The organism is Ruegeria sp. BB1 (assembly GCF_056539465.1).
This window is the reverse complement of record NZ_JBQFVB010000001.1, coordinates 348507-372073: the sequence shown is the minus strand read 5'-3', so window position 1 is coordinate 372073 and position 23567 is coordinate 348507. Positions and strand designations below refer to the sequence as shown.

The following is a 23567-nucleotide window of genomic DNA, read 5'->3' as shown; positions in this document are numbered from 1 at the left end:
GTAACGCCTTGAGGGGCTGAAAAAAAGTACAGGCGAGGGCCATGGAAGGTTTTACAATTATCGACGGGGTGGTTGCCCTGATCATCGTCGTGTCAGGCCTGCTGGCCTATTCACGCGGATTTTTACGTGAGGTTTTGGCCATCGCTGGCTGGGTCGCAGCCGCCGTACTGGCCTTTATTTTTGCACCCCAGGCCGTTCCGCTGGTGAAAGAGATCCCGGTCGTTGGAGATTTCCTGCGCGACAGCTGCGAATTGTCGGTGATCACCGGCTTTGCCGCCGTGTTTGCGATCGCTCTAATCGTGGTCAGCATCTTTACTCCGCTGTTTTCATCGATCGTGCAACGCTCGGCCATTGGTGGGTTGGATCAGGCGCTTGGCTTATTCTTTGGCATCGCGCGCGGCATCCTGTTGGTGGCTATCGCCTTCTTTGTCTATGACACGGTCATGACCGGTCAATCTTATACGATGGTCGACGAAAGCCGTTCCGCCAAAGTGTTCGAACAATTCAGCGACCGCATCGAAGAACAAAACCCCGAGCAATGGCTGGGTTGGGTCACCCAACAATATGAAGAGCTCGTGGCAAGCTGTGGCGCCGGCACCGAGGCGCCAGAGGCATCGGAAACCACGGCACCGACCGCAACTGAATAAGAAAAAGCCCGGCATTGACCGGGCTTTTTTCTTGGCTGCCTTTCAGACGTATTCAGTTAAAAAACCTTCTCCACCGCAAACCGTGCATCGGGTGTTCTTCAGGCCAAAGCACCCCTCGCAGCGGCCCATTATGGGTTTGCCGTGGATATCGCGGCTTTTGATCACCTCGCCAGAGCCATTGCAAATCGGACAAGGCGACCGGCCCATACCACGGCAGCGATGGCACCGGCGTTTTACTGGGTCTTCTTTTTTTCTTCCTTGCTTGTGTTCCCACATGGCTAATGTCCTATCGAAACTCATACACTAGGTAAAAAAACCGCTACTTGCACCATGACAGCACAAGCATGCCTATATGTCACCTATTCCAGTCACCTTTCATAAAACGCACCTGCGACGATTGGTGAATGTGATCCTTTGATGACACAGGGCCCATTAGGCATTATGTGGAGGCCGAACTGACATGGAATCGGAGCCACCGATCTTGCTGTACCTGTTTTCTCTCGCGCTTGCCCTCGTGACATTGGCGCGTTTGCATCATCAGCCGGGATGGAAACAAGGCGCACTGGCATACCCATGCAGACGTTCAGATCATCACCGCTAGTCAAAACGTCATGGAAATTGGAGCCCGTACATGTGTGGGATTTTAGGGATCGCAAGCAGGACACATGATGTCTTTGCGGAAATCTATGACGGGCTGCTGATGCTTCAGCACCGGGGTCAGGATGCCTCGGGGATCGTCACCTATAACGACGGCTTCTTCCGTGAAAAGAAGGCAAATGGTCTGGTCAAGGACGTGTTCAACGCACAAGACGCCGAGACCCTTCTGGGTAAGATCGGCATGGGTCATGTGCGGTACCCGACCGCAGGATCGCTCAGCGCGTCCGAGGCGCAGCCGTTCTTTGTGAACGCGCCCTATGGCATCTATCTGGTTCATAATGGCAACATAACCAACACCGCCGAACAGCGTGAGAAGGTGACCGCCAAATACAGCCGTCACCTGCGCACCACGTCGGATTCCGAAATCCTGCTGAACGTGCTGGCCGACAAGGTTGCCGATGCGATCAAGGTCAACGGCAACGGCGAACCGATCCGCAACATCTTTGCCGGTGTGAAGATGACGATGGAGCGAATCCAAGGCGCCTATTCGGTAATCTGTCTGGTTGCCGGTGTCGGCATGCTGGCGTTCCGCGATCCTTTTGGCATCCGTCCTCTTTCCGTCGCCAAGCGCGATGTGGACGGCGACGGCGACGATTACGCCTTTGCCTCAGAGGATGTGGCCTTTGGCATCAACGGCTTTGAAAAGCTGCGCGACCTTAACCCCGGTGAGGCCATACTGATTGATCTGGATGGAAACATGCACACCTTCCAGGCGGTCGAAGGTCAACTGACCCCGTGTATCTTTGAATATGTCTACCTGGCCCGCCCGGACTCGCTGCTGGATGGCGTTTCGGTTTACAAAACCCAGATGCGCATGGGTCAGACGCTGGCCCGCCAGATCCAAGCCGCAGGGCTTGAGATCGACCGCATCATCCCCGTGCCCGACAGCGCCCGCCCCGTGGCGCTTGAGGTCGCTAAGGCCACCGGCATTCCATACCGCGAAGGTCTGGTCAAAAACCGCTATGTCGGGCGAACCTTCATCATGCCCGGCCAGGAAGAGCGCCAGAAATCGGTGCGCCGCAAGCTGAACGCCGTTCCGTTGGAGTTCCGCGATCACAACGTTCTGCTGATCGATGATTCCATTGTGCGCGGCAATACAATCAAGAAGATCGTGCAGATGTGCCGCGAAGCCGGGGCTAAAAAAGTGTACATCGCCAGCGCCTCACCGCCGGTAAAATTCCCCAACGTCTATGGCATCGACATGCCCACCAAGCATGAACTGATCGCCAATGGCAAAGATATCGAAGAAATCCGTCAGGAAGTCGGCGCAGATGCCCTGTTCTATCAGGATCTCGACGACCTGATCTGGGCGGCCAAAGAAGGCAACCCCGAAATCGAAGCCTTTGACTGTTCCTGTTTCGATGGCAATTACATCACCGGCAGCGTCAGCGATGACTATCTGGACAGTCTCGAAAACAGCAATCGGGTCAGCAAGAAACGCGCAGATATGCAGGTTCCGGGCGGCTCGTGGAACAGCGCGAAGCTGGCCTCGGGATAGGATTTGATCCGAATCGACCTTGCTTTTGGCCCGTTTCACCGATGTGATGCGGGCCTTTTTCTGCCTGCCTGGCAGGCCGCATCGGTAGATTTCCGCCACAACCCATCGGTGAAGAAATTGCAATCGCAAGGGCTTCGCCGCAATGCAAAATCCCCTTGGGAAGCGCTCGGCCAACCGGGCTTTTCCTTTCTGATCCGGTTTGGTAGCCCGCAGGTTGCCAACCACTCAATCAAGGGGTCGGGCCGCTGTGGTCAGGCCGGAATACATGTCAAACGCCACTGTCAAAAGCGCGGCCACGCAAAAAGGTGCGCTGAAAAAAAGCTCTTTGTCTGTTCTGGGGGTCTTTGGTCCGAAATCGGACATGCGGGCCCTTATGCGTATGTCTTCGGGACGTGTGAAAGAGGTCAAGCTGGGCAGCCGCGTGTCGTCGGGCACCATCGTTGCCATTGATGCCGACGGCGTAATGCTGCGACAAAGCGGCCAGACCAAGCGGATCGTCATACCCGGCAGTTAATCTGTCTTGACGCCCTGCGTGCGGGGGTTCAAACCCCTGTCATGACCGATCAGACCAAAATTGCCCTCGTCACCGGGGCCTCTCGTGGGTTGGGCGCTGCCCTGGCCGAGGCACTGGCACCCGAATATCACATTGTCGCCGTTGCCCGCACCACCGGCGGGCTGGAAGAACTGGATGACCGCATTCGGGCCAAAGGCGGTGCCGCAACCCTGGCACCGATGGATATCGCCGACCCCAACGCCATGGCGACGTTGTGCCGGGGCATCCATGATCGCTGGGGCAAGGTGGATTTGTGGCTGCACACAGCCGTTCACACCTCGGCCCTGACACCCACGCATTTCATCGACCCGAAAGAGTGGACTAAGGCCGTAAATACCAACGCCACGGCGACGTCAGTTCTGATCCCCTATATTGCCCCCCTGTTGGGTGAAACCGGCCATGCCGTGTTCTTTGACGATCCGAAAGCCGGTCAGAAGTTTTACGGCATCTACGGTGCAACCAAGGCGGCGCAGATGGCGCTGGCACGTGGCTGGGCACAAGAGACCAAACGCACCGGCCCGAGGGTTTCAATTGTCGAACCTGCCCCGATGCCAACCGCCGTACGTGCGCGTTTCCATCCCGGTGAGGATCGCGATGCGTTGACCAGCACGGCAGACGAAGCCGCTCGGATTTTATCTTTGCTGTAAGGAATGGCCCTTTGGGCCATGCCTCCGGCGTGAGTATTTGGAAAAAAGATGAAGCGGGCGGGTTAGGCGATGCGCACGCCGTTGCGCCCGGCCAGATCGACGAAGAATTGCCAAGCCACGCGGCCCGACCGCGCGCCCCGCGTTGCCTGCCATTCGATGGCTTCGGCACGCAGGGTTTCAGCGTCAACCGACACGCCATATGCCCCGCAATAGCGGTCGATCATCGCTAGGTATTCGTCCTGATCACAAGGGTGGAAGCCCAACCACAGGCCGAACCGATCAGACAGTGAAACCTTTTCCTCGACCGCCTCAGACGGATTGATCGCGCTGGAGCGTTCATTCTCGATCATATCGCGCGGCATCAGGTGGCGGCGGTTCGAGGTGGCGTAGAATACGACGTTTTCCGGGCGCCCTTCGATACCCCCGTCCAGCACTGCCTTGAGCGATTTATAGTGCTGGTCGTCATGACTAAACGATAAGTCATCGCAGAACAGAATGAACCGGTGCGGTGCGGCACGCAGGTGATTCAGAAGGCGGGCGACTGAGCCCATATCCTCGCGCTGGAGTTCCACCAGCTTCAGATCTGGGAAATCCATCTGCAGCGTGCCGTGAACAGCTTTGACGAGGCTGGATTTCCCCATCCCCCGCGCGCCCCAAAGCAACGCGTTATTTGCTTTGAAGCCGGCAGCAAATCGGCGCGTATTGTCCAGCAGAGTATCGCGGGACCGGTTGATGCCCACCAGCAAATCCAGATCGACGCGGTTGACCTGCGTGACGGGCTCCAGCCGATCCGGTTCAACATGCCAGACAAATGCCGGGGCAGCCGCGAAATCGGGCGCGTCCAAAGGGGCTGGTGCCATCCGTTCCAGCGCGTCGGCGATACGGTTCAGGGCTTGGTCGTCCATTGGGGCCTCCGGCGTCATGTCTTGCGCGGTTCAAACCATGTTCGAAGCGGCGCAACAAGGGCCAGGCACGAAAAAGGCGCGCCGATTGAGCGCGCCTGTTTCATGGTTTTCAGCGGGGTTACTTGCTGTCTTCTTCCCGCACGATCTCTTCGTCGGCTTCTTCTTCGTCGTCATAGTAGCCGTCGGCACGCAGTTGCTCTTCGCGCTTTTTTTCGACCCGGGCGACTAGGAAGATCGAAATCTCATACAGGCCGTAGACCACCACAAACAGAATAACCTGCGTAATCACATCAGGCGGTGTCACCAGCGCGGCAAGCACCAGAATGGCAACCACTGCGTATTTCCGAACCGAGCCCAGTCCTTCAGCCGTAACCAGCCCCGCCTTCCCCATAAGGGTCAACAAAACGGGCAGTTGAAAACACAGGCCAAAGGCCACGATAAACTTGATCGTCAGGTTCAGGTATTCCTGCGCCGAGCCCTGGAACACCACGCTCAGCGGAGCCGCGGTTGCGCCTTCGACCACTGCCTCTCCTTCGGCACCAAATTGCTGGAACCCGAGGAAGAAGTCGTAAGCCAGTGGTGTTACGACATAGAACGCAAAGCTTGCCCCCAGAAGGAACATGAAGGGCGAGGCCAGCATGAATGGCAGGAACGCGTTCTTTTCCGATCGGTAGAGGCCCGGCGCCACGAAGCGCCACATCTGCATCCCGATATATGGGAAGGCCAAGATAAAGCCACCCAGCAGCGAGACCTTGATAGCAACGAAGAACCCTTCTTGCGGCGAGATGAAGATCAACCCGCAATCCTGCCCGCGTTCGGCCAAAACTTCGCACAAAGGGTTCGTAAGGAAGTTGAAAAGCGGCGTGGCCACAGTGAAACAGATGATCATCCCGACCAAAAACGCCACGACGCAGTGGATCAGCCGCGTGCGCAGTTCCGCCAGATGCTCGATCAGCGGGGCCGAGCTGTCTTCGATCTCGTCGGTCTTTGTCATGTCTTGCTTTCAGTCTTCAGCGCGGCCTCGGCCTCTTCGGCTTTGGCTAGCGCATCTGCCGCTTCTTTGGCCTTACGCTCAGCCGCAGCACGGGCAGTTGAGGCCTGAATCTTCTTGGCCTGCTCAGCCCGCTCAGCCGCCAACTTGCCTGTTTCGCTGTCGGGGTCGAACTTGGTGGGATCGATGCTTTTGGCAACGTCCCGCGCCGCCTCGTTAACGCTGTCCATGGCGGTGCTGACGGGATTGGCGGCCGCGTTCAGACCCTTTTTGATCTCGTTCACACCTGCCTGATCCGCGGCCTCGTTCATGGCGCTGCTGAATTCGCGCGCCATACCACGGGCCTTGCCAACCCAGCGGCCAACATTGCGAAACAGAACCGGCAGGTCCTTTGGCCCCACAACGATCAGGGCAACAATGCCAATGACCAGAAGCTCGGTCCAACCCAGATCAAACATCTGCGCTTAGGCCTTGTCTTTGTCGGTCTCGGGCGTGACGTCCTTGGCCACTTCGGCAGCGTCCTGCTCCAGCTCGTCCGCGCCTTCTTTGACGCCCTTCTTGAACGAGGTGATGCCCTTGCCCACTTCACCCATCAACGAGCTGATTTTACCGCGGCCAAACAGCACCAGCACCACAACGGCGATCAGCAGCAGACCGGGAAGGCCGATATTGTTGAGCATGTCTCTTCTCCTTGTACGTCGACGCGTTGCGCCGGGAATGTGATCTGGGTCTGTGTCTACGCCTGCATGGCCCTGCGCAAAAGTGCGCCAGATCAATTCCGCGCTCAAAATTGATCCGATCACGCAAATTTTGCAGGCTGGCATTTCACAACTGACAGGTTTATGTCAGTTGAAGGGCATTAGGAACAGGGCATCGAAACCTGGTCAACGGAGAATCAAATGACCCATGTTGCTGAAATCGTCACCTTCACTCTCGCCAACGGGACAACACCGGAAGAGTTCGTCAAACTCAGCCAGGCGTCCGAGGCGTTCGTTCGCAACGCCCCAGGTTTTGCCCACCGTCAGCTGAGCCAGGGTGAAGATGGCCGTTGGACCGACTATGTAATCTGGACGGATATGAAGGCCGCCAAGGACGCAGCGGCGCAATTCCCGCAGCAAACCTTTGCCCCGGCCTTGATGGCCGCTATCCAACCCGACAGTGTCCAGATGCGCCACGAGAATGTGCTATGGAACATGACTGCATAAACGCGGTCCGGGCGGCGTGTCATGCGCCGCTCTGATCGTCTGTTCGACATCATTCAGATCCTGCGCGACGGCAAACTGCACCGCGCGCAGGATATTGCGGACCGGCTCGAAGTGTCGGCTCGTACAATCTATCGCGATATGGACACGCTGGTGGCCTCGGGTGTTCCGGTCGAGGGTGAGCGCGGCGTAGGCTATATGGTCCGCGAGCAAATCACCCTGCCCCCGCTGAACCTGACCCCGGCCGAGCTTGAAGCGCTGAACCTCGGCATGGCCATCGTGGCCGAAGCCGCAGACCCCGATCTGAAGGCCGCCGCAGAAACCCTGGCCGACAAGATTGACGCTGTACTGCCCACCCAGGTCGTGGCCGAGGCGGACACGTGGAAATTCGCCGTCTACCCGTTTGCCGACGCTGCGCGGGGGCTGGCGCATATGGCTCCGATTCGGTCCGCGATCAAAACCCGGCAGAAACTGCACCTGTCCTATCGCCGTATCGACGGCGTTCTGACAGACCGCACCATTCGCCCTCTTCATATGGAGTACTGGGGCCGCGTCTGGACCCTTACCGCATGGTGTGAGTTGCGCGAAGGGTTCCGCGTGTTCCGCATCGACCTGATCGAAGCTGTCTCACCCCTACCGGAAATCTTCGCTGACGAGCCCGGCAAAACACTGAGCGATTTCGACCCGCACGCCTAAACCCGGCTGTCAGGTATATGGCCCGAAATGGGCCATTCCCATCACTTCAGATAAGGTTCCGGATCGACGGATTCGAACCCTTTGCGCACCTCGAAATGGACATAGGAATTATCCCCACCCCGCAAGGATGCAATCTGCTCGCCTCGGCGCACACGGTCGCCCTTTTTAACCGTGATCTTGTCGACGTTTGCATAGACGGTCAGCAGGTCGCTGTTGTGTTTAACCACGATGATCGGCACTTGATCCGCATCTGCGGTGATCGCCGCAACGGTCCCGGCTTCGGCTGCCTTTACCGCAGCTCCCGACTGTCCGGCGATGTCGATCCCTTCATTCTTGCCCTTGTCATAGGTCCGAATTATCGTGCCGGTAACTGGCAATCCCAGGGCAGAATTACTTTGGTTTGTCGGAGCCTCGGCCGTCACGTCAGGCGCAGGTGTGGCCGGAGCGATCACCTCGTCCGGCAACGGTTGCGTGGCACTTGGCGGTGTCGGCGTGGGCGAGCCCTGGCCGGGTTGTGTCACATTGCTGGCGGGCACAGCCGCTTGTCTTGGAGCAGGCTGGTTCTTGATCGGGATTAACAGAAACTGATCCTCCCGCACGGTAAAGTCCGACCCCAACCCGTTCCATTCGGCCAGCGCATCAACTGGCACGTCGTAAAGCCGTGCAATGGTATAAGCTGTCTCGCCGCGTTTGACCTGGTGACGGATCGGCTCGGGCCCCGATGCCACAGGGGCCGGTGCAGGCGCGGTCGCAGGTTGGGCGGGCGCCAACGTCGATGTCCTAACCGAGCCATCTGCCGGCGCCTCATCAATCGCGGTTCCGGCTATCGAGGCGATATCCACCGAACTGGTCGAACTGACCGTGCGCGGCAGGGCGATAACCTCGCCGTCGCGCAATTTGTCCGTCGGTTTGAGACCGTTGAACACGGCCAACTCTCCCTCGGGCAAACCGACGCGGGCAGCAACCGAGGCGACCGTATCGCCGCGTTGCGCAACGGCCACCTGATAGTTCGGATAGGTGATGACCCCGCGCGCATCCGGTGCTGGCCGGTTCGCGGTCACCCCTCGCGCGGCATCTGCGGTCGAAAATCCGCCGACCTGCCCGCGCAGATCGTAGTCCAGCGGGCCTTCGCACCCTGCCAGAATCGCCAAAGCCGCCACACCTGTCACGCAGCGGAGCATCGCTGATTTGGAAACTGCTCTCATCTTACTGTCCTCAACGCCTGCCCGTGTTTTCCGGGGTTCCGGCGCATGTTGCAGAATATTCTTTTACGCCCCGTCCCGGCCAAGCCCTTCTAACAAGGGCACGAAACGAACGGGTAACAATTCGTCATAGTCCAGACCGGTCTCGGTCCGCCTGACCCGGATCAGGGTCTGAACCGCATCCGACTGTCCCACCGGCAAAACCATGATACCGCCGATTTTAAGCTGCGCCAAGAGCGGCCCTGGAGGGTCTTCTGCCGCAGCCGTCACAATGATCCTGTCAAACGGGGCCTGTTCGGACAAACCAAAGGAGCCATCCGACAGCATCGCGGTAACATTGGTCAGCCCCAGCTCGCGAAACAGCGCACCAGTTTCGCGCACCAGTCGCTTGTGTCGTTCGACCGTATAGACCCGGCGCGCCAGTTTGGACAGGATCGCCGCCTGATAACCCGAGCCTGTACCGACCTCTAACACTGTATCGCGCGGGCGCACATCCAGCGCCTGGGTCATCAACCCAACAACAGACGGCTGGCTGATCGTCTGCCCGCAGGCAATCGGCAAAGGTGTGTCCTCATATGCGCGCTCGGCAAACAGACCTTTGACAAAGCGGCCACGATCAACCTGCTCCATCGCGGCCAGCACCCGCGCATCCGTCACCCCACGCGATCGCAGGGCAAACAGGAACTGCATGATTGTTTCTGGATCTGGTCCGGTCATTCGATCGTCTTCAATGCCTCAAGCGCGTCATGCGCCGTCAGATCCGCGCGCATCGGCGTGACCGAGATGTAGCCCGCCAGATTAACCGCCGCATCCGTGCCCGGCGCGGTTGGGTTGTGCTGATACCCACCCTTGATCCACAGGAACCGCCGCCCAGAGGGCGAACTGTGCGGCTCAACCGAGAAATGCGTATCGCGGCGATACCCTTGTGGGGCAATTCGGGTGCCCAGAACTTCGTCCGCGGGCACGGGCGGGAAATTCACGTTGTAGAACAGACGGTAATCGCCCTGCTCGGCCGGGGTCGCGTCCAAAATTTTCCTCACCAGATCCGCCCCGAACCGGGTCGCGGCCTCGAACGGATCGTCCAGCCCCAAGTTACGCGGACCAAAATATTGCGACAGGGCAATCGCCGGGATGCCCTGCAACGCGGCCTCCATCGCGCCACCGACAGTGCCGGAATACAGCGTGTTTTCCGCCGAATTGTTGCCCCGGTTCACGCCAGATAACACCAAATCGGGCGGCGCGTCTTTCATCACGTCGTGCAGACCGGCCAGCACACAATCGGCGGGCGAGCCCTCGGCGGCGAAACGCTGATCACCCAGTTTGGCGACCATCATCGGATGGGTATAGCTGATGCAATGGCCGACACCCGATTGCTCGAACGCAGGTGCAACCACCCAGACTTCTCCGTCGGGCCCAGCCAGATCGGCGGCAATCGCCTCAAGCGTGATCAGGCCCGGCGCGTTGATGCCGTCATCATTGGTCAGAAGAATACGCATTTGCCCCATCCACCGCAGCGTTTTGACCTTGATAGACCCGCCCCCGCGCGGCGGCAAGCAAAGCACGCCTGCAATCTGAGGCTTTCGAGCACCACTTTGGCCTAAACTACGTTTTCAGGCCCTAAATGGGGAAAACAAAGCACCGATCCCGGCGAATGGTCAGCCACATGACCCGTCCCGGATTTGGTACAAAAACATTCGGCACCGTGGCCTTCAGAACGGAACCATCATGGTCCATGCGGAACTCGACCAGGCTTTCGTTGCCTAAGAACCGCGCTCTCTCGACCGTACCGCGGGCCGCAACACCATCGGTTGCCGTCGGCAGCGGGCCTTTGCCATTGCGGTCAAAGTCCAACCGCACGTGCTGTGGCCGGAAGACAATCTCGACATCTGTGCCGTCGGGAATGCCCGGCGCCAGAAACTGACCAAAGGGTGTATCGGCCAACGCTCCATTCACTTGCGCCTGCAACACGTTGACATCACTGAAAAATGCCACAGCCGCCTTGTCGGCCGGACGGGTGTAGACGTTATAAGGTGCACCTTGCTGCACGATCTTGCCGCGGCGCATCAGTGCGATCTCATCAGCCATGCGCATCGCCTCTTCGGGCTCGTGCGTCACCAACACAACCGCGGCATCCTCTTCCTTCAGGATCGCCAGAGTCTCATCCCGGATACCGTCGCGCAGCCGGTTGTCGAGACCCGAGAACGGCTCGTCCATCAGCATGATCCTTGGACGCGGAGCCAGCGCACGGGCCAGCGCGACACGTTGTTGCTCGCCCCCGGACAGGTGATGCGGGAATTGGTCGATGAAGTGGATAAGATCAACTTTGCGCAGTAACTCATCAACGCGCGCGCGCTTTTCTTCTTTATGCCCCGTCAGGCCAAAGGCCACGTTGTCGGCAACACTTAAATGCGGAAACAGCGCAAAATCCTGAAACATCAGGCCGATCTCGCGGCGTTCGGGCGGAACCCGGAACACGGTGTCGCAGATCAGCTTGCCGTCGACATAGATCTCACCGGACTCCTGCATCTCAACCCCGGCGATCATGCGCAACGTGGTCGACTTGCCGCACCCCGAAGGCCCAAGCAGGCAAGTCACTTTCCCTGCTTCAACCGTCAAAGAGACGTCGTCAACTACAACCCGCCCCTCGTACCGTGCGTTAAGATTGCGAATTTCCAGACGAGGAGGAGTTACGTCTATTGTCACCGATGGGCCTCGTTGCCTTTTCCCGATCAAATTCATCGGTCTTAGGCGGGGATAGCAACCCCGCCCGTCCGGTGCAAGTGATCAGCAGCAGCCGCCCGAGGTAGCCTCGCCGGTCGACGCGCTCGTGATCGCGCCGGTGGCTTCAAACGGGCTTTCGCCGCCGCAACCATCGAAGATGCCATAATGCGTAGAGAAATCACCGATAAAGTCGAAATGCCGCGCGAAACGGGTATCGTTCAACATCATCCATGTATTGCCGCAGACCGGAAACACCTTGCCTGTCTCGATCGCGTGGTGGTCATCTAGTTCGAACAGATGTGGCGCGTGCGGGATGGTGCCTTTGTAGATGACGGCCTGCCCGTAATCCTCGCAAGCGGGTTCCAGTACGGACAGTTTGAACAGTCGATAAGTCGCCGACAGGAACTTCAGCGGTGCGACGCGTTCTTCCAGCACAGGGTTCTCGATGGTCAGCAGGCGGTGCGTGACGCGGCGTGGATCACCGAACCCCGCCTTGCGCGACATCGACAGAAAATCGTTCCAGTACAGTGCGCCGGACAGGCATTCGCCGTACAAAATTTCATCTTTGGCCATGGCCTGCGGAACACGACGGTCGGCGTAGACGTCCGAAAAATACATCTCACCACCCTCTTTCAGCAGACGATGGGCACCGCGTAGGACGGCCTCTTTGTCGGTGGCCAGATTGATCACGCAATTCGAGACGATGATGTCGAAGGAACTAGGTTCCAGGTCCAGCTCATCCAACTTTTCGATGTAGCCGTGATGGAATTCTACGTTGCTGGCGGCATGACCAAAGGCCTGCGCGTGGAAATCCTGATGCGCGCGGGCGACGTCTAGCTGTTCCGGCGTCATGTCGACCCCGACCACGCGACCCTTTTCACCCACCATCGCAGACAGGGCATAAACGTCGCGACCAGCCCCGCAACCCAGATCAAGGATGCTCATCCCCTCCAGATCCAGCGGCGCGATCAGGCCGCAACCATAGTAGCGCGTCAGCACATCATCATGAATTTTCGAGAGGATCTTTTTGACATGGTCCGGCATGTCATCGGGAGTACAGCAAGCGTTGGTTTGCAAATCCGCGCTGCCCTGAAGGACCTCGCCATAGTAATTCTGCACTGATTCATGCTTCATCGCAGCACCCCTTTCCTCACTGGCTGCTTCGCAGCTAATGCAGCACTGCCGCCTGTGCAACCACTGCTACCAATTTTGACAAAAGCGTGAGGGTCCTGCCCTAGCCCAGCAGGTCGAAATCGACCGAGGCGCGAACCCGCCCATTCACCTGAATCTCTAGCCGATGTGCGCCGGGGACCAGCTTGAACGTGGTCGCATTGCCTTTCAGCTTGTGTTTCTTGGTCAGACTCAGCGCACCATCGCGCAAGGTCGCCTGCTTCAGCTTATGCACCTTGGCCGAAGTTTTGCCGCCAGGGCGTTGAAAGTGAATGATATAGTCGACCAGAACAGGTTGATCCCCCGCACCGTTAAGCGAGACATCGAACTCAAGCGCCCCACCAATCCGCGCCTCTTGGTTTACCTGCACTCTTGCGGTTATATCGGCCTCGGGATCGAAGCCCAACGTCTTCATGGCACCGGGATGGCCTGCCTTCACCAGCCCCCGCAGCGTATGTGAGGTCATCCAGCGCAGTTCGTCCCGATCCTGTGTCCCGGTTTCGGACCAGTCCTGTAACCGGTCCAGCACCAGCGCAGGGTCTTTCTTGGTGATGTCGTTCAGATGGTTCGCCACAGACCGCGTAACATAGCGTGTTGGGTCACTATGCAGCCGGTCCAACAATGGCAGCGGGTCGGTCAGTTCCAGCCCTACCGCCTGCCCCCAAGGCAACCGTGGTCGTGTGCCTTCACTGACCAGACGGCGCACGTGATAGCTGTCATGCCCGCACCATAGTTCCATCCGCGCCATGACCTGATCCGGATAGCGGTTGAGGAATGGGCGAATGGCCCACTCCATCGAAAACCGTTGGGTCAGTTCTTCAAGCACGTCCAAAGCCAGATCAGGATACTCCAACCCCACTGAAACGATCCAATCCCCCAAAGGCGCAAAGATGAAATCACCGAAATCATCATCTGTTTTGGTTGGGTCCAAAGGCGGTGGCAGTGCGCGCAGAAGGGTTGGCGCGACAGTCGGCAGCTCTCCGGGTACGGCCTGTTGCAGGCAGTCGGCGATCCAGGCCATGCGCTCTTTCAGTTCAAGCTCCAGCAGCCGCGACATGACCTGCGCCTCGAATGCCTTGGCATCAAAGGATGGATCAGCATCGGCGAAAAGGTCCGCTAAAAAACAGGTCTTTTCCGCATTAAACAACTGATCTTTGAGCGAGAAGTTCTGTGCCATGACTCACATCGTCAGATTGGTTCCGCCACCGTCCAGCAGTATATTCTGCCCGACGATAAAGCCGGCGTGTTGCGAACACAAAAACGCGCAGGCCGCGCCGAATTCCTGCCGCGTCCCATACCGACGTGCAGGGATCGTCTCGGCGCGTTCGGCGCGCGCCTGATCCATGGAAATTCCTTTTTGTGCAGCCACGCCACCATCCAGCGACTCCGCGCGATCCGTCGCGTGAATGCCCGGCAGTAGGTTGTTGATCGTCACTCCACGCGGTGCGACTTGTCGCGCTGTACCAGCGACATAGCCGGTCAAACCAGTCCGCGCCGCGTTCGACAGACCCAAAGCAGGGATCGGCGCACGCACGGATTGCGACGTGATGTTGACCACCCTGCCCCAGCCCTTGTCCATCATCCCCGGCAATAAGGCTTTCATGAAGGCAATCGGTGTCAGCATATTTGCATCCAGCGCCTTGATGAAATCGTCACGATCCCAATCCGACCACAGTCCGGGTGGCGGGCCACCGGCGTTTGTCACAAGTATATCAACGCCCTGCGCGGCTTCGATAACTTGCGCCTGTCCGTCTACCGAGGTCACATCGCAAGCCACGGTTTTCACATCGACGCCATATTCGGACCGCAAACGAGCAGCTTCGGCATCCAACGCCTCGGCCCCGCGCGCGTTCATCACCAGATCAACCCCAGCTTCGGCCAACGCCTCGGCACAGCCTAAGCCCAGCCCTTTTGAGCTTGCACAAACCAGCGCGCGCTTTCCGCGAATTCCCAGATCCATCTGATCCTCCCCATCTGTTGTTGCCCGCATGTCTAGCACCGGCCAGACAGGGAAGACCAGAAGTCACAAAGCTTCAGTAAAAGAACTCTTCGCGCACGATTTTTCCGTTGGCGACGTGATAGATACCGACCTCTTTCATATCGAAGGTCTCACCACTTTCCTTAACCTTGCCCTGCACTTCGAAAATTACGGCAAAGCGATCGTCGCCGTGCAAATAAGGCTCACTGACCGACGCGCCCGAGACCTCATGCGCGCCTTCCCACCATTCGTGTTTGCCGCGGATGCCCTCGACGCCGTGTGTTTCACGCCCCATGCCTTCCATCTCTTGCGCTTCGACCGAAACGGCATCAGTCGCGTATAATTTGTTTAGGTTTTCCTTGGCCCGGTCCTCACGACACCCAGCGACCAGTTCGTCTGCGATTTCTTTCAAATTCATTGATCCTCTCCATCTTTTGTTCACTATTTGTTCTTATTGGCATAACCATACGATTCTGAACACCCCCTTTGTCTTGCTTCGGCAGGATTCCCCGCCTATACGCGCGTTCATGCTTGATACCGCCGCCAACCAACCCGTATTGCCGCCCGAGATTGCCCGACGCCGGACATTCGCCATCATCTCGCACCCGGATGCGGGCAAGACGACGCTGACTGAAAAGTTCCTGTTGTACGGTGGCGCCATTCAGATGGCCGGTCAGGTGCGCGCTAAGGGTGAGGCGCGGCGGACCCGGTCGGACTTCATGCAGATGGAGAAGGATCGCGGTATTTCGGTTTCCGCCTCGGCAATGTCGTTCGACTACAGGAACTTTCGGTTTAATCTAGTGGACACGCCTGGTCACTCGGACTTCTCCGAGGACACCTATCGCACGCTGACCGCAGTGGACGCCGCCGTTATGGTGATCGACGGCGCGAAAGGTGTGGAAAGCCAGACGCAGAAACTGTTCGAGGTTTGCCGCCTGCGCGATTTGCCGATCCTGACCTTCTGTAACAAGATGGACCGCGAAAGCCGCGATACGTTCGAGATCATCGACGAAATTCAGGAGATGCTGGCCATCGACGTCACCCCTGCCGCGTGGCCAATTGGCGTGGGGCGCGATTTCATCGGCTGCTACGACATGCTGCGCGATCGGCTGGAACTGATGGATCGCGCCGACCGTAACAAAGTGGCAGAAAGCATCGAAATCAATGGTCTAGACGATCCAAAACTGGCAGAACACGTACCCGAGCATCTGCTGGACAAGCTGCTAGAAGAGGTCGAGATGGCGCGCGAACTGCTGCCTGCGCTGGACCCGCAGGCAGTTCTTGAGGGGCACATGACCCCGATTTGGTTCGGCTCGGCCATCAACTCTTTCGGTGTCAAGGAACTGATGGAAGGAATCGGCGCCTATGGCCCTCAGCCGCAGGTCCAGTCCGCTGAACCCCGACAAATTGCGCCTGATGAAAAGAAGGTCGCCGGTTTTGTCTTTAAGGTGCAGGCCAACATGGACCCCAAGCACCGCGACCGGGTGGCGTTTGTCCGTATGGCAAGCGGCCATTTCAAACGTGGCATGAAGCTGACCCATGTTCGGTCGAAGAAGCCTATGGCGATTTCGAACCCCGTGCTATTTCTGGCCTCTGACCGCGAACTGGCCGAAGAGGCCTGGGCCGGAGACATCATCGGCATCCCAAACCACGGTCAGCTGCGCATCGGTGACACTCTGACCGAGGGCGAAGCGCTGCGCGTGTCCGGGATCCCGTCATTTGCACCGGAATTGCTGCAAACTGTCAGAGCGGCGGACCCACTGAAAGCCAAGCATCTGGAAAAAGCCCTGATGCAGTTTGCCGAAGAAGGCGCGGCCAAGGTTTTCAAGCCATCGATTGGTTCGGGCTATATCGTCGGCGTCGTTGGCGCGCTGCAGTTCGAAGTCCTCGCCAGCCGGATTGAGATGGAATACGGTCTGCCCGTCCGGTTCGAGGCGTCGCAGTTCACCTCTGCCCGCTGGGTGAGTGGTGAAAAGGCCGAGGTTGAAAAGTTCGTCAACGCTAATAAACAGCACATCGCCCATGATCATGACGGCGACATCGTCTATCTGACGCGCTTGCAATGGGATATCGACCGGGTCGTGCGCGACTACCCCGAGCTGAACCTGACAGCGACTAAGGAAATGATGGTTTGATCCGGGTCTTGTAGTTTGGGCACCGTTCTCTAGGGTTCCGAAGCATGGCGGATTTGGATCAGGAAAACTATCCCGGCGGCTTCTATTCGGTGATGCGCCATCTGGAACGCAAAGAAGTTCCTTATCGCGATCCACAACGTGTACTGCCGCCGCCGGACGTTGATCTGAGTGAACTTGCCCAAACACCCGTAGAAAAACCTGACCCGGACGCCAGCTTTGACCACAAGCAGGACGCGCGCAGGAAGTACCACGCGCTGCAGCAGGAATTTACTGGCCAATCGCTGCTGCATCTTGTTCACGCAATGTGCATCGCATTGCTGCGCCGGCATCCGTCACCGGCTGAGGCACGGGCGCTGTTTCTGCGGATGTGGCGGGAAAAGGGTTCAGAGTTGGCCCGGGACCTGCCTGTGCGTTGGCTTATTTCCTCGGCAACCACATTCGCCGACCATGGCGAAACACTGGATCAGCGCCTGGGCGGACAGGGTCTGTACCTGTTGTACGATCTGATCAAGCTGCATGATAGCGAGCGTCGGGTATCCCTTCGTCCAAACGATCAAGCCTTTAATATCCAGGGTGAAAAACACCACGACGTTCCATTGGCATTCGGCATGGCGGGCTATTCGCTAAGGAATGGCGATCTGGATCGCAACCTTTTGGCACGCCTTTGGCGTCATGCAGAAAACGACGCGGTGTTGCGCCCGCTGGGGTACCGGATGTTGAAACTGGTGATGTACGACCCGCGCAGCATTTTTGGGCGTATCCAGCACTACAAGACCCGGCAGTCCCTGTTGGATCACATTGATGACTGACGGCTCTGGCTGGGGCATTGTTTCAACGGTTCGGGGCCCTGCCCCGGATATCCTGCGATTTGTTGCCTATCACCTCGATCTTGAGGTCGACCGGCTGCACATCTATCTGGATGAACCCAATTCCAAAGCTTTCGATGCCCTGGTTCGGCATCCGAAGGTCGACGTGCAAACATGCGATGAGGCCTTCTGGGCCAGCCGCAAGCGTGAACGGCCCGAACGGCATCAAAACCGTCAGACCGCAAATGCGTCATTCACCTATCGCAAGACCAATCTGAATTGGTTGGCCCATATCGACATGGACGAGTTTCTGTGGACGGACCGTCCCATTCCCCAGCAACTGACCGATGTTCCCAACCACATCCCCGCTGTACGTGTCCGCCCGATCGAAGCCGTGGGCGGTGGCACGGATCTTTTTAAGGCGCATCTTCCAAAGACCCCCCACCGTGACGCCCTCGTACAATCGCTGTACCCGCGTTATGGCGCGTTTGTTTTGGGTGGGTTCTTCAGCCATTTGCAAGGTAAGCTGATCGTCCGGACGGGCTTGAAGAAACTGAGTTTTCGTATCCACAACCTGTTCCAGGAAAAAACACTCTTGCCCTGCAAGTTCGAATTGCCGGGGTTGGAGCTGTGCCATCGACACGCCCCCGACTGGGAACATTTTAAGGCTCACCTTCGATTTCGCCTGGCGCGTGGCTCGTATCAGCCAGGAATGTCCCTGAATGTTCCACGTGAACGGGGCGGCATGAACATGAACGAATTACTCAGCTGGATCGAGGCCGAAGGCGGCATGGATGGGCTGCGTGCATTTTTTGACGAAATCAGCGGTGCAGACCCCGACGTGAGAACCCGTCTGGAACAACATGACCTGATCCGATATCGGCCCCTGGATTTGGACGAAAAAGTCAGGAAACACTTTCCCGGAAGTGACTGAATTGTTGCGAGAAATCCGCAGAGAGAGCACAGTAAAAACCTTAAAGAGGTCTTCATTTGACCATACCCGGCGTTTTTGTTATGTCCCCCTCCAAGCCGAAATTGCGCAATGCAGCGTATGGCCATCCGGGCCCGGCACACCTTTGACGCGCGGGCCAGGTCTAATGTCCGCATGAACCGGACTTACATGACAAAATTTAACGAACTGAACCTGAACCCGAAGGTCCTCAAAGCCATTGAGGAAGCCGGATACGAATCCCCCACCCCGATCCAAGAAGGCGCAATTCCACCTGCGCTGGAAGGTCGTGATGTATTGGGGATCGCCCAGACCGGCACAGGAAAAACTGCAAGCTTTACGCTGCCGATGATCACAATGCTGGCACGGGGCCGCGCGCGCGCGCGGATGCCACGGTCGCTGGTGCTGTGCCCGACACGGGAACTGGCTGCACAGGTCGCCGAGAATTTCGACACCTATAGCAAACACCTGAAACTGACCAAGGCGTTGTTGATCGGAGGCGTCAGCTTCAAGGAACAGGACGCACTGATCGACCGTGGCGTCGATGTTCTGATCGCAACTCCCGGCCGACTGCTGGACCATTTCGAACGCGGCAAACTGCTGTTGACCGGCGTGCAGATCATGGTCGTGGACGAAGCTGACCGGATGCTGGACATGGGTTTTATCCCCGATATCGAGCGCATCTTCTCGCTTACGCCGTTCACCCGCCAGACGCTGTTCTTTTCGGCCACCATGGCGTCCGAGATTGAACGCATCACCGACACTTTCCTGTCTGCCCCCGCGCGGGTCGAGGTTGCCCGACAGGCGACCGCCTCGGAAACCATTGAACAGGGCGTGGTCATGTTCAAAGGCGGCCGTCGCGATCGAGAGGCCAGCGCCAAGCGCAAGGTCTTGCGCGCACTGATCGATGCCGAGGGTGAAAAATGCACCAACGCGATCATCTTCTGTAACCGCAAGACAGACGTTGATATCTGCGCAAAGTCGCTAAAGAAATACGGCTATGACGCCGCCGCGATCCACGGCGATCTGGACCAATCACAGCGGATGAAAACGCTGGACGGTTTCCGCGACGGCTCGTTGCGGTTGCTGGTTGCCTCGGACGTGGCTGCGCGTGGCCTTGATGTCCCGTCGGTCAGCCATGTTTTCAATTTCGACGTCCCCGGCCACCCCGAGGATTACGTTCACCGCATCGGCCGCACCGGTCGTGCCGGGCGCGATGGCAAGGCGATTACTATCTGTTCGGGTCGTGACGAAAAAGCGCTGGCTGCGATTGAAAAGCTGATCCAGAAGGACATTCCAAAGCTCGACAATCCGGTCAAGGACGAACCCAAAGCCGACACGCAGAAGCCTGAGAAAAAGACCAAGTCTGCCGACACGCAAAAGAGCGAAGGCAAAAAGAGCGACCGCAAAAAGGACAAAGAACCTAAAGGTCGCGGCCGTCGTTCGGATAACGGCAACGCGGTTGTGGGCATGGGCGATCACCTGCCCAGCTTCATTGCCCTAAGCTTTGCCGAGCGCCGTGCTGGTTAAATCGCCAGCACCAGCGCCAGGATCGACAACCCCAACAACGCCATCCCGGCGATCTCACGCCGGGTAATGGTCTCGCGGAAAAACAGGATCGATGCGAACAGGCTGAGCAACAGCTCGACCTGCCCCAGCGCTTTGACATAGGCCGCGTTCTGCAAGGTGAACGCAAAGAACCAGCAAAACGATCCGCCCAGACTGGTCAAACCGACAAACACCCCTGTTCGACGTGTCTGCCACACCGCAAGCAGTTCGGCCCGGTCGCGCCACAGCAGCCATAGCGCCATGCTGAGGAACTGGAACGTCACAACCGCGGCCAGAGTGATCAGAGCGCGAAACCACGCGTCGATATCACCCAATTCAAGCGACGCACCCCGGTAACTGACGGCGGAAAAGGCGAACAATACGCCTGACCCCAACCCTAGGCGCGAGGCCCGGTTGGTCAGATGTTTCCACCACGCCCCGTCGCCTCCGGGTGATTTGGACAGCAAAAGCACCGCCATCAATCCCAGCAAGATCGCAACCAGACCCCCGTACGAGATCTGATCGCCCAGCACCAGAAAACCGACAATGGCGGTCTGAATTACTTCGGTTTTCTTAAAGGTAATCCCAACCGCAAAATTTCGTTGTTTGAACAAAGCGACCACGCAGATCGTTGCCAGAATTTGCGCGGTGCCACCGATGACAGCGTATACCCAGAACCACCCCGTCAGCGGCGGCAGGCTGAAGCCAGTCACTTGCAGCGCCACAATCAGCCCCAAAAGCGCCAGTGGCATCGAATACGCGAACCGGGCAAACGTCGCCCCGGCCGCACTTAGCTTTACGGTGCTGAGGGATTTTTGCAGCATGAACCGCACTGTCTGGAACGAGGCGGCAGCAATTGTGATGGGAATCCATAAACTCATGGCCCCCTTGTGTCGCTAAATCAAGACTTTGGCCAGAGAGGATGTTCCACCGGATCCTTGGCCCGCAGGAAATACGCCTTAAAGATCTGCGCGTAAGACCGGTAGACATAAGCCTCATTCCGGGTCTGATACCGGTCTTTGCTGGCGCGATATAGCGCAGGCAGGCGGTACCACGGCGCACCAGGATTCATGTGATGAACCACATGCAGGTTGTTGTTTAAAAACAGAAAAGCCAGCAACCCACGATCTTCGATAATCACAGTACGGGCCTGCGGATTTTCATGCGCGCGGTGTTCAAGGAAGGTGCGGATCTTCACCAGCCCCAGCCCGATATAGGCGGACAGAACATACGCCCAAATCGGCATTGCCGAGTGCCCGACCACCCACAAAACCAAGGCCACCCCAACCAGATGCAGCGCCCAGGCCCGCAGGATGCCAAGGTCGCCCAGCAACGCACCGCGCAATTCATTCCGCGTGAATATGAATTGGCCAATCGCCGGACCCAGCACCATGCGCCCCAACAATGTGTTGTTCACAGACAGCAGCCATCGCTGCCACCCGGCCAATGCGCCCCAGACCTGTGGATCCAGATAGTTGGTTTCAGGATCGTCATAGGGGTCGGTCAACGTCTCATCCCGGTGATGGGCCAGATGCAGGTCGCGGAACCTCTGATACGGGATGAACAGGGTCAGAGGCAGCGCCATCAGGCCCTCATTCAGCCATTTTGTACGAAACGGGTGGCCGTGCAGCGCCTCATGCGTCAACGAGGAATGGAGCGCCGCAACCAGACCCATCACCGGAATTGCCAGCCAAACCGGCATCAGGAAAATCACCGCCAACCACGCCCCATAGCAAGCCAGGATCAGGGCGAACGTGCCCCATTCGGGTGTAGCGGGCCTAGACATTGCGCCCCCATGAGATTTTGGCCCAGACGCGCTCGTAAATAACGTACATCGTCAATCCGATGGCCGTATTTACAATCGCCAGTGTCCCGCCCACAGCCGCCGAGCCAGTCGCGACCAGCCCGACCAGTGTCATCACCAGCAAGCCCATCGCATTCCACAGCACCGCTTTCACGACTGATCTGCGCCGTGTTTCCATTCCGTCACCCATATTATTGTTGTGTCTTCAAAATTACGGGTCACGGCATCCGTTGAAAATTCTGAATATGATTAACAAAACTCATCAACTGTGATATTTTTAAACATATGCAGGAAAAAATCGACAAAAGAGACCGCGCGGCACAGTTCCGTACTCGCCTAGCACGGGCGATGGAGGAGCGACACGTCAGTCAAAGTGCGCTGGCGCGTCAGATTGCGGTGGACCGTTCGACCGTATCGCAGCTTTTGACGGGTGAAGGCGCGCGCTTGCCAAATGCACATGTGGTAGGCAGTTGCGCCTCGGCGCTGGGGGTTTCGGCGGATTGGCTTCTGAGCCTGTCCGACCGACCCGAAAGCGCAGCGGAATTGTTGGCCAGCTCGCTGACAATGACCGAAGCACCACGTGCGCTGGTGGATGAGCGCATCTTTGAGTGGCATCAAGAAGCCGCAGGGTACAAAATCCGTTATGTTCCAGCGACTTTGCCCGACATGTTAAAGACCCGCGCGGTGCTGGAGTGGGAATATGCCCCGCATCTGGGGCGGACGGCGGATCAGGCCATCGGTGCCTCAGCTGACCGGCTGATGTGGATGCGCAGCGCGCAATCCGACTATGAAATCGCCATGCCGCTGTATGAAATCGATAGTTTCGTCCATGCGCGGGGCTATTACGACGGTCTTTGTCCCAAAATCCGGTTGGAACAGATCGACCATCTGCTGGAGATTTGCCAACAGCTCTACCCGCGTCTTAGAATCTATCTGTTTGACGCAAAACGGCTTTATTCCGCTCCGGTCACGATCTTCGGCCCTTTGCTGTGTGTTTTCTACGCCGGCAGCCACTATATGGCCTTTCGGGACCGTGATCGGATCGAAACCTTCACCCGCCATTTCGACCGACTGGTTCGCGAGGCTGACCTGACTGCGCGCGACTTCACAGAACACCTTAAACGGCTGCGCACGCAAATTTCCGACCACTAAGGATGCACCTAAGCCTGTCTTGTGCTATCGTCGTTCGGCGCGAACCTTCGGGTATTCCGATCACAGACGGAGGACGACAGGAATGGACGCACTACAGACCGCTCAATACGCACGGGCCTTATATACTGTTCACGGCGACCGGGCCGAGGCGGAAGCCGCACAAAAGATGCGCGAATGTGAAGCCGCCGGAAATAGACAGGAAGCGCTAGACTGGCAAGCTGTCCGCCAGACCATCCGCCAAATTCGCGGGCCAAATCAGGGCTAGCTTCAGCGTTTCGAAAAAGCCCTGCCCCAAGCCGATCACCA

General features: G+C 58.0%; 27 protein-coding genes. 12 read left to right on the top strand and 15 right to left on the bottom strand.

Features of this window, described 5'->3' with window-relative positions:
• Positions 1 to 41 precede the first annotated feature (41 nt).
• The 4 genes from ACR0AL_RS01935 (at position 42) to ACR0AL_RS01920 (ending at position 4002) form a co-directional block, all read left to right on the top strand.
• Positions 42 to 647, top strand: coding sequence for a CvpA family protein (locus ACR0AL_RS01935; RefSeq protein ID WP_170348906.1), 606 nt, complete (start codon positions 42 to 44; stop codon positions 645 to 647).
• Positions 648 to 1278: 631 nt separating this feature from the next.
• A complete protein-coding gene (gene purF, locus ACR0AL_RS01930; RefSeq protein ID WP_170514592.1) occupies positions 1279 to 2802 on the top strand; it encodes an amidophosphoribosyltransferase in 1524 nt (507 codons plus the stop codon).
• A 265-nt stretch (positions 2803 to 3067) separates the two neighbouring features.
• On the top strand, positions 3068 to 3316 hold the full coding sequence (locus ACR0AL_RS01925) for a hypothetical protein (protein WP_170348908.1): 249 nt from the start codon (positions 3068 to 3070) through the stop codon (positions 3314 to 3316).
• A gap of 41 nt (positions 3317 to 3357) precedes the next feature.
• Entirely contained in the window at positions 3358 to 4002 is a 645-nt protein-coding gene (locus tag ACR0AL_RS01920) for an SDR family NAD(P)-dependent oxidoreductase (RefSeq protein WP_170348909.1), read from the top strand.
• Between the two features lie 62 nt (positions 4003 to 4064).
• On the opposite strand, the gene ACR0AL_RS01915 is transcribed toward ACR0AL_RS01920, so the two are convergent.
• From ACR0AL_RS01915 to ACR0AL_RS01900, 4 genes are all read right to left on the bottom strand, one after another.
• Positions 4065 to 4907, bottom strand: coding sequence for an ATP-binding protein (locus ACR0AL_RS01915; protein ID WP_480646895.1), 843 nt, complete (start codon positions 4905 to 4907; stop codon positions 4065 to 4067).
• A 118-nt stretch (positions 4908 to 5025) separates the two neighbouring features.
• Positions 5026 to 5901 (bottom strand): twin-arginine translocase subunit TatC, encoded by an 876-nt coding sequence (gene tatC / locus ACR0AL_RS01910; RefSeq protein ID WP_170348911.1) that lies wholly within the window; start codon positions 5899 to 5901, stop codon positions 5026 to 5028.
• Positions 5898 to 6356, bottom strand: a complete 459-nt coding sequence (tatB, locus tag ACR0AL_RS01905) for a Sec-independent protein translocase protein TatB (protein WP_170348912.1) — start codon at positions 6354 to 6356, stop codon at positions 5898 to 5900. The genes tatC and tatB overlap by 4 nt, the downstream gene beginning before the upstream one ends.
• 6 nt (positions 6357 to 6362) lie before the next feature.
• Positions 6363 to 6578, bottom strand: a complete 216-nt coding sequence (locus ACR0AL_RS01900; protein ID WP_170348913.1) for a twin-arginine translocase TatA/TatE family subunit — start codon at positions 6576 to 6578, stop codon at positions 6363 to 6365.
• 219 nt (positions 6579 to 6797) lie between these two features.
• Here ACR0AL_RS01900 and ACR0AL_RS01895 point away from each other — a divergent pair, with 219 nt between their 5' ends.
• On the top strand, positions 6798 to 7103 hold the full coding sequence (locus tag ACR0AL_RS01895) for a hypothetical protein (protein WP_170358766.1): 306 nt from the start codon (positions 6798 to 6800) through the stop codon (positions 7101 to 7103).
• A gap of 21 nt (positions 7104 to 7124) precedes the next feature.
• Positions 7125 to 7796 (top strand): helix-turn-helix transcriptional regulator, encoded by a 672-nt coding sequence (locus tag ACR0AL_RS01890; RefSeq protein WP_480661761.1) that lies wholly within the window; start codon positions 7125 to 7127, stop codon positions 7794 to 7796.
• Positions 7797 to 7837: 41 nt separating this feature from the next.
• On the opposite strand, the gene ACR0AL_RS01885 is transcribed toward ACR0AL_RS01890, so the two are convergent.
• The 8 genes from ACR0AL_RS01885 to ACR0AL_RS01850 form a co-directional block, all read right to left on the bottom strand.
• Positions 7838 to 9001 (bottom strand): LysM peptidoglycan-binding domain-containing M23 family metallopeptidase, encoded by a 1164-nt coding sequence (locus ACR0AL_RS01885; RefSeq protein WP_170348916.1) that lies wholly within the window; start codon positions 8999 to 9001, stop codon positions 7838 to 7840.
• A 63-nt stretch (positions 9002 to 9064) separates the two neighbouring features.
• Positions 9065 to 9715 carry a protein-L-isoaspartate(D-aspartate) O-methyltransferase gene (locus ACR0AL_RS01880; RefSeq protein WP_170348917.1) on the bottom strand — a complete coding sequence of 217 codons (651 nt, stop codon included), beginning with the start codon at positions 9713 to 9715 and terminating at the stop codon, positions 9065 to 9067.
• On the bottom strand, positions 9712 to 10494 hold the full coding sequence (surE, locus tag ACR0AL_RS01875) for a 5'/3'-nucleotidase SurE (protein WP_226688367.1): 783 nt from the start codon (positions 10492 to 10494) through the stop codon (positions 9712 to 9714). The genes ACR0AL_RS01880 and surE overlap by 4 nt, the downstream gene beginning before the upstream one ends.
• A 121-nt stretch (positions 10495 to 10615) precedes the next feature.
• Entirely contained in the window at positions 10616 to 11737 is a 1122-nt protein-coding gene (locus ACR0AL_RS01870; protein ID WP_170358774.1) for an ABC transporter ATP-binding protein, read from the bottom strand.
• A gap of 45 nt (positions 11738 to 11782) precedes the next feature.
• On the bottom strand, positions 11783 to 12853 hold the full coding sequence (locus ACR0AL_RS01865; RefSeq protein WP_480661759.1) for a methyltransferase domain-containing protein: 1071 nt from the start codon (positions 12851 to 12853) through the stop codon (positions 11783 to 11785).
• Between the two features lie 100 nt (positions 12854 to 12953).
• Positions 12954 to 14066, bottom strand: coding sequence for a DNA alkylation repair protein (locus tag ACR0AL_RS01860; protein ID WP_480661757.1), 1113 nt, complete (start codon positions 14064 to 14066; stop codon positions 12954 to 12956).
• Positions 14067 to 14069: 3 nt separating this feature from the next.
• The gene (locus ACR0AL_RS01855; RefSeq protein WP_170349419.1) at positions 14070 to 14849 is read right to left on the bottom strand and encodes an SDR family oxidoreductase; all 780 of its coding nucleotides are present in this window, start codon (positions 14847 to 14849) and stop codon (positions 14070 to 14072) included.
• Between the two features lie 73 nt (positions 14850 to 14922).
• Positions 14923 to 15285 carry a nuclear transport factor 2 family protein gene (locus ACR0AL_RS01850; RefSeq protein WP_170348922.1) on the bottom strand — a complete coding sequence of 121 codons (363 nt, stop codon included), beginning with the start codon at positions 15283 to 15285 and terminating at the stop codon, positions 14923 to 14925.
• Between the two features lie 109 nt (positions 15286 to 15394).
• Here ACR0AL_RS01850 and ACR0AL_RS01845 point away from each other — a divergent pair, with 109 nt between their 5' ends.
• The 4 genes from ACR0AL_RS01845 (at position 15395) to ACR0AL_RS01830 (ending at position 20287) form a co-directional block, all read left to right on the top strand.
• On the top strand, positions 15395 to 17002 hold the full coding sequence (locus tag ACR0AL_RS01845; RefSeq protein WP_480661755.1) for a peptide chain release factor 3: 1608 nt from the start codon (positions 15395 to 15397) through the stop codon (positions 17000 to 17002).
• 44 nt (positions 17003 to 17046) lie between these two features.
• Positions 17047 to 17811, top strand: coding sequence for a hypothetical protein (locus ACR0AL_RS01840; RefSeq protein ID WP_480646909.1), 765 nt, complete (start codon positions 17047 to 17049; stop codon positions 17809 to 17811).
• Positions 17804 to 18742: a glycosyltransferase family 2 protein gene (locus ACR0AL_RS01835; RefSeq protein WP_480646912.1), complete on the top strand. Its 939-nt coding sequence runs from the start codon at positions 17804 to 17806 to the stop codon at positions 18740 to 18742. The genes ACR0AL_RS01840 and ACR0AL_RS01835 overlap by 8 nt, the downstream gene beginning before the upstream one ends.
• A gap of 186 nt (positions 18743 to 18928) precedes the next feature.
• Entirely contained in the window at positions 18929 to 20287 is a 1359-nt protein-coding gene (locus ACR0AL_RS01830; protein WP_170348926.1) for a DEAD/DEAH box helicase, read from the top strand.
• Here ACR0AL_RS01830 and ACR0AL_RS01825 read toward each other — a convergent pair.
• From ACR0AL_RS01825 to ACR0AL_RS01815, 3 genes are read right to left on the bottom strand one after another with little or no spacing between them, the layout of a single operon-like run.
• Positions 20284 to 21186, bottom strand: a complete 903-nt coding sequence (locus tag ACR0AL_RS01825) for a DMT family transporter (protein ID WP_170348927.1) — start codon at positions 21184 to 21186, stop codon at positions 20284 to 20286. The two genes, ACR0AL_RS01830 and ACR0AL_RS01825, sit on opposite strands and share 4 nt — an antisense overlap.
• Positions 21187 to 21206: 20 nt before the next feature.
• On the bottom strand, positions 21207 to 22091 hold the full coding sequence (locus ACR0AL_RS01820) for a fatty acid desaturase (RefSeq protein WP_480661753.1): 885 nt from the start codon (positions 22089 to 22091) through the stop codon (positions 21207 to 21209).
• Positions 22084 to 22287, bottom strand: a complete 204-nt coding sequence (locus ACR0AL_RS01815; protein WP_170348929.1) for a DUF2061 domain-containing protein — start codon at positions 22285 to 22287, stop codon at positions 22084 to 22086. Before ACR0AL_RS01815 ends, ACR0AL_RS01820 begins: the two co-directional genes overlap by 8 nt.
• A gap of 107 nt (positions 22288 to 22394) precedes the next feature.
• Between ACR0AL_RS01815 and ACR0AL_RS01810 the strand changes: the two genes are divergently transcribed.
• Both ACR0AL_RS01810 and ACR0AL_RS01805 read left to right on the top strand, forming a co-directional pair.
• Positions 22395 to 23261, top strand: coding sequence for a helix-turn-helix domain-containing protein (locus tag ACR0AL_RS01810; RefSeq protein WP_170533052.1), 867 nt, complete (start codon positions 22395 to 22397; stop codon positions 23259 to 23261).
• A gap of 82 nt (positions 23262 to 23343) precedes the next feature.
• Positions 23344 to 23526, top strand: coding sequence for a hypothetical protein (locus ACR0AL_RS01805; protein WP_170348931.1), 183 nt, complete (start codon positions 23344 to 23346; stop codon positions 23524 to 23526).
• The last annotated feature ends 41 nt before the right edge of the window (positions 23527 to 23567 follow it).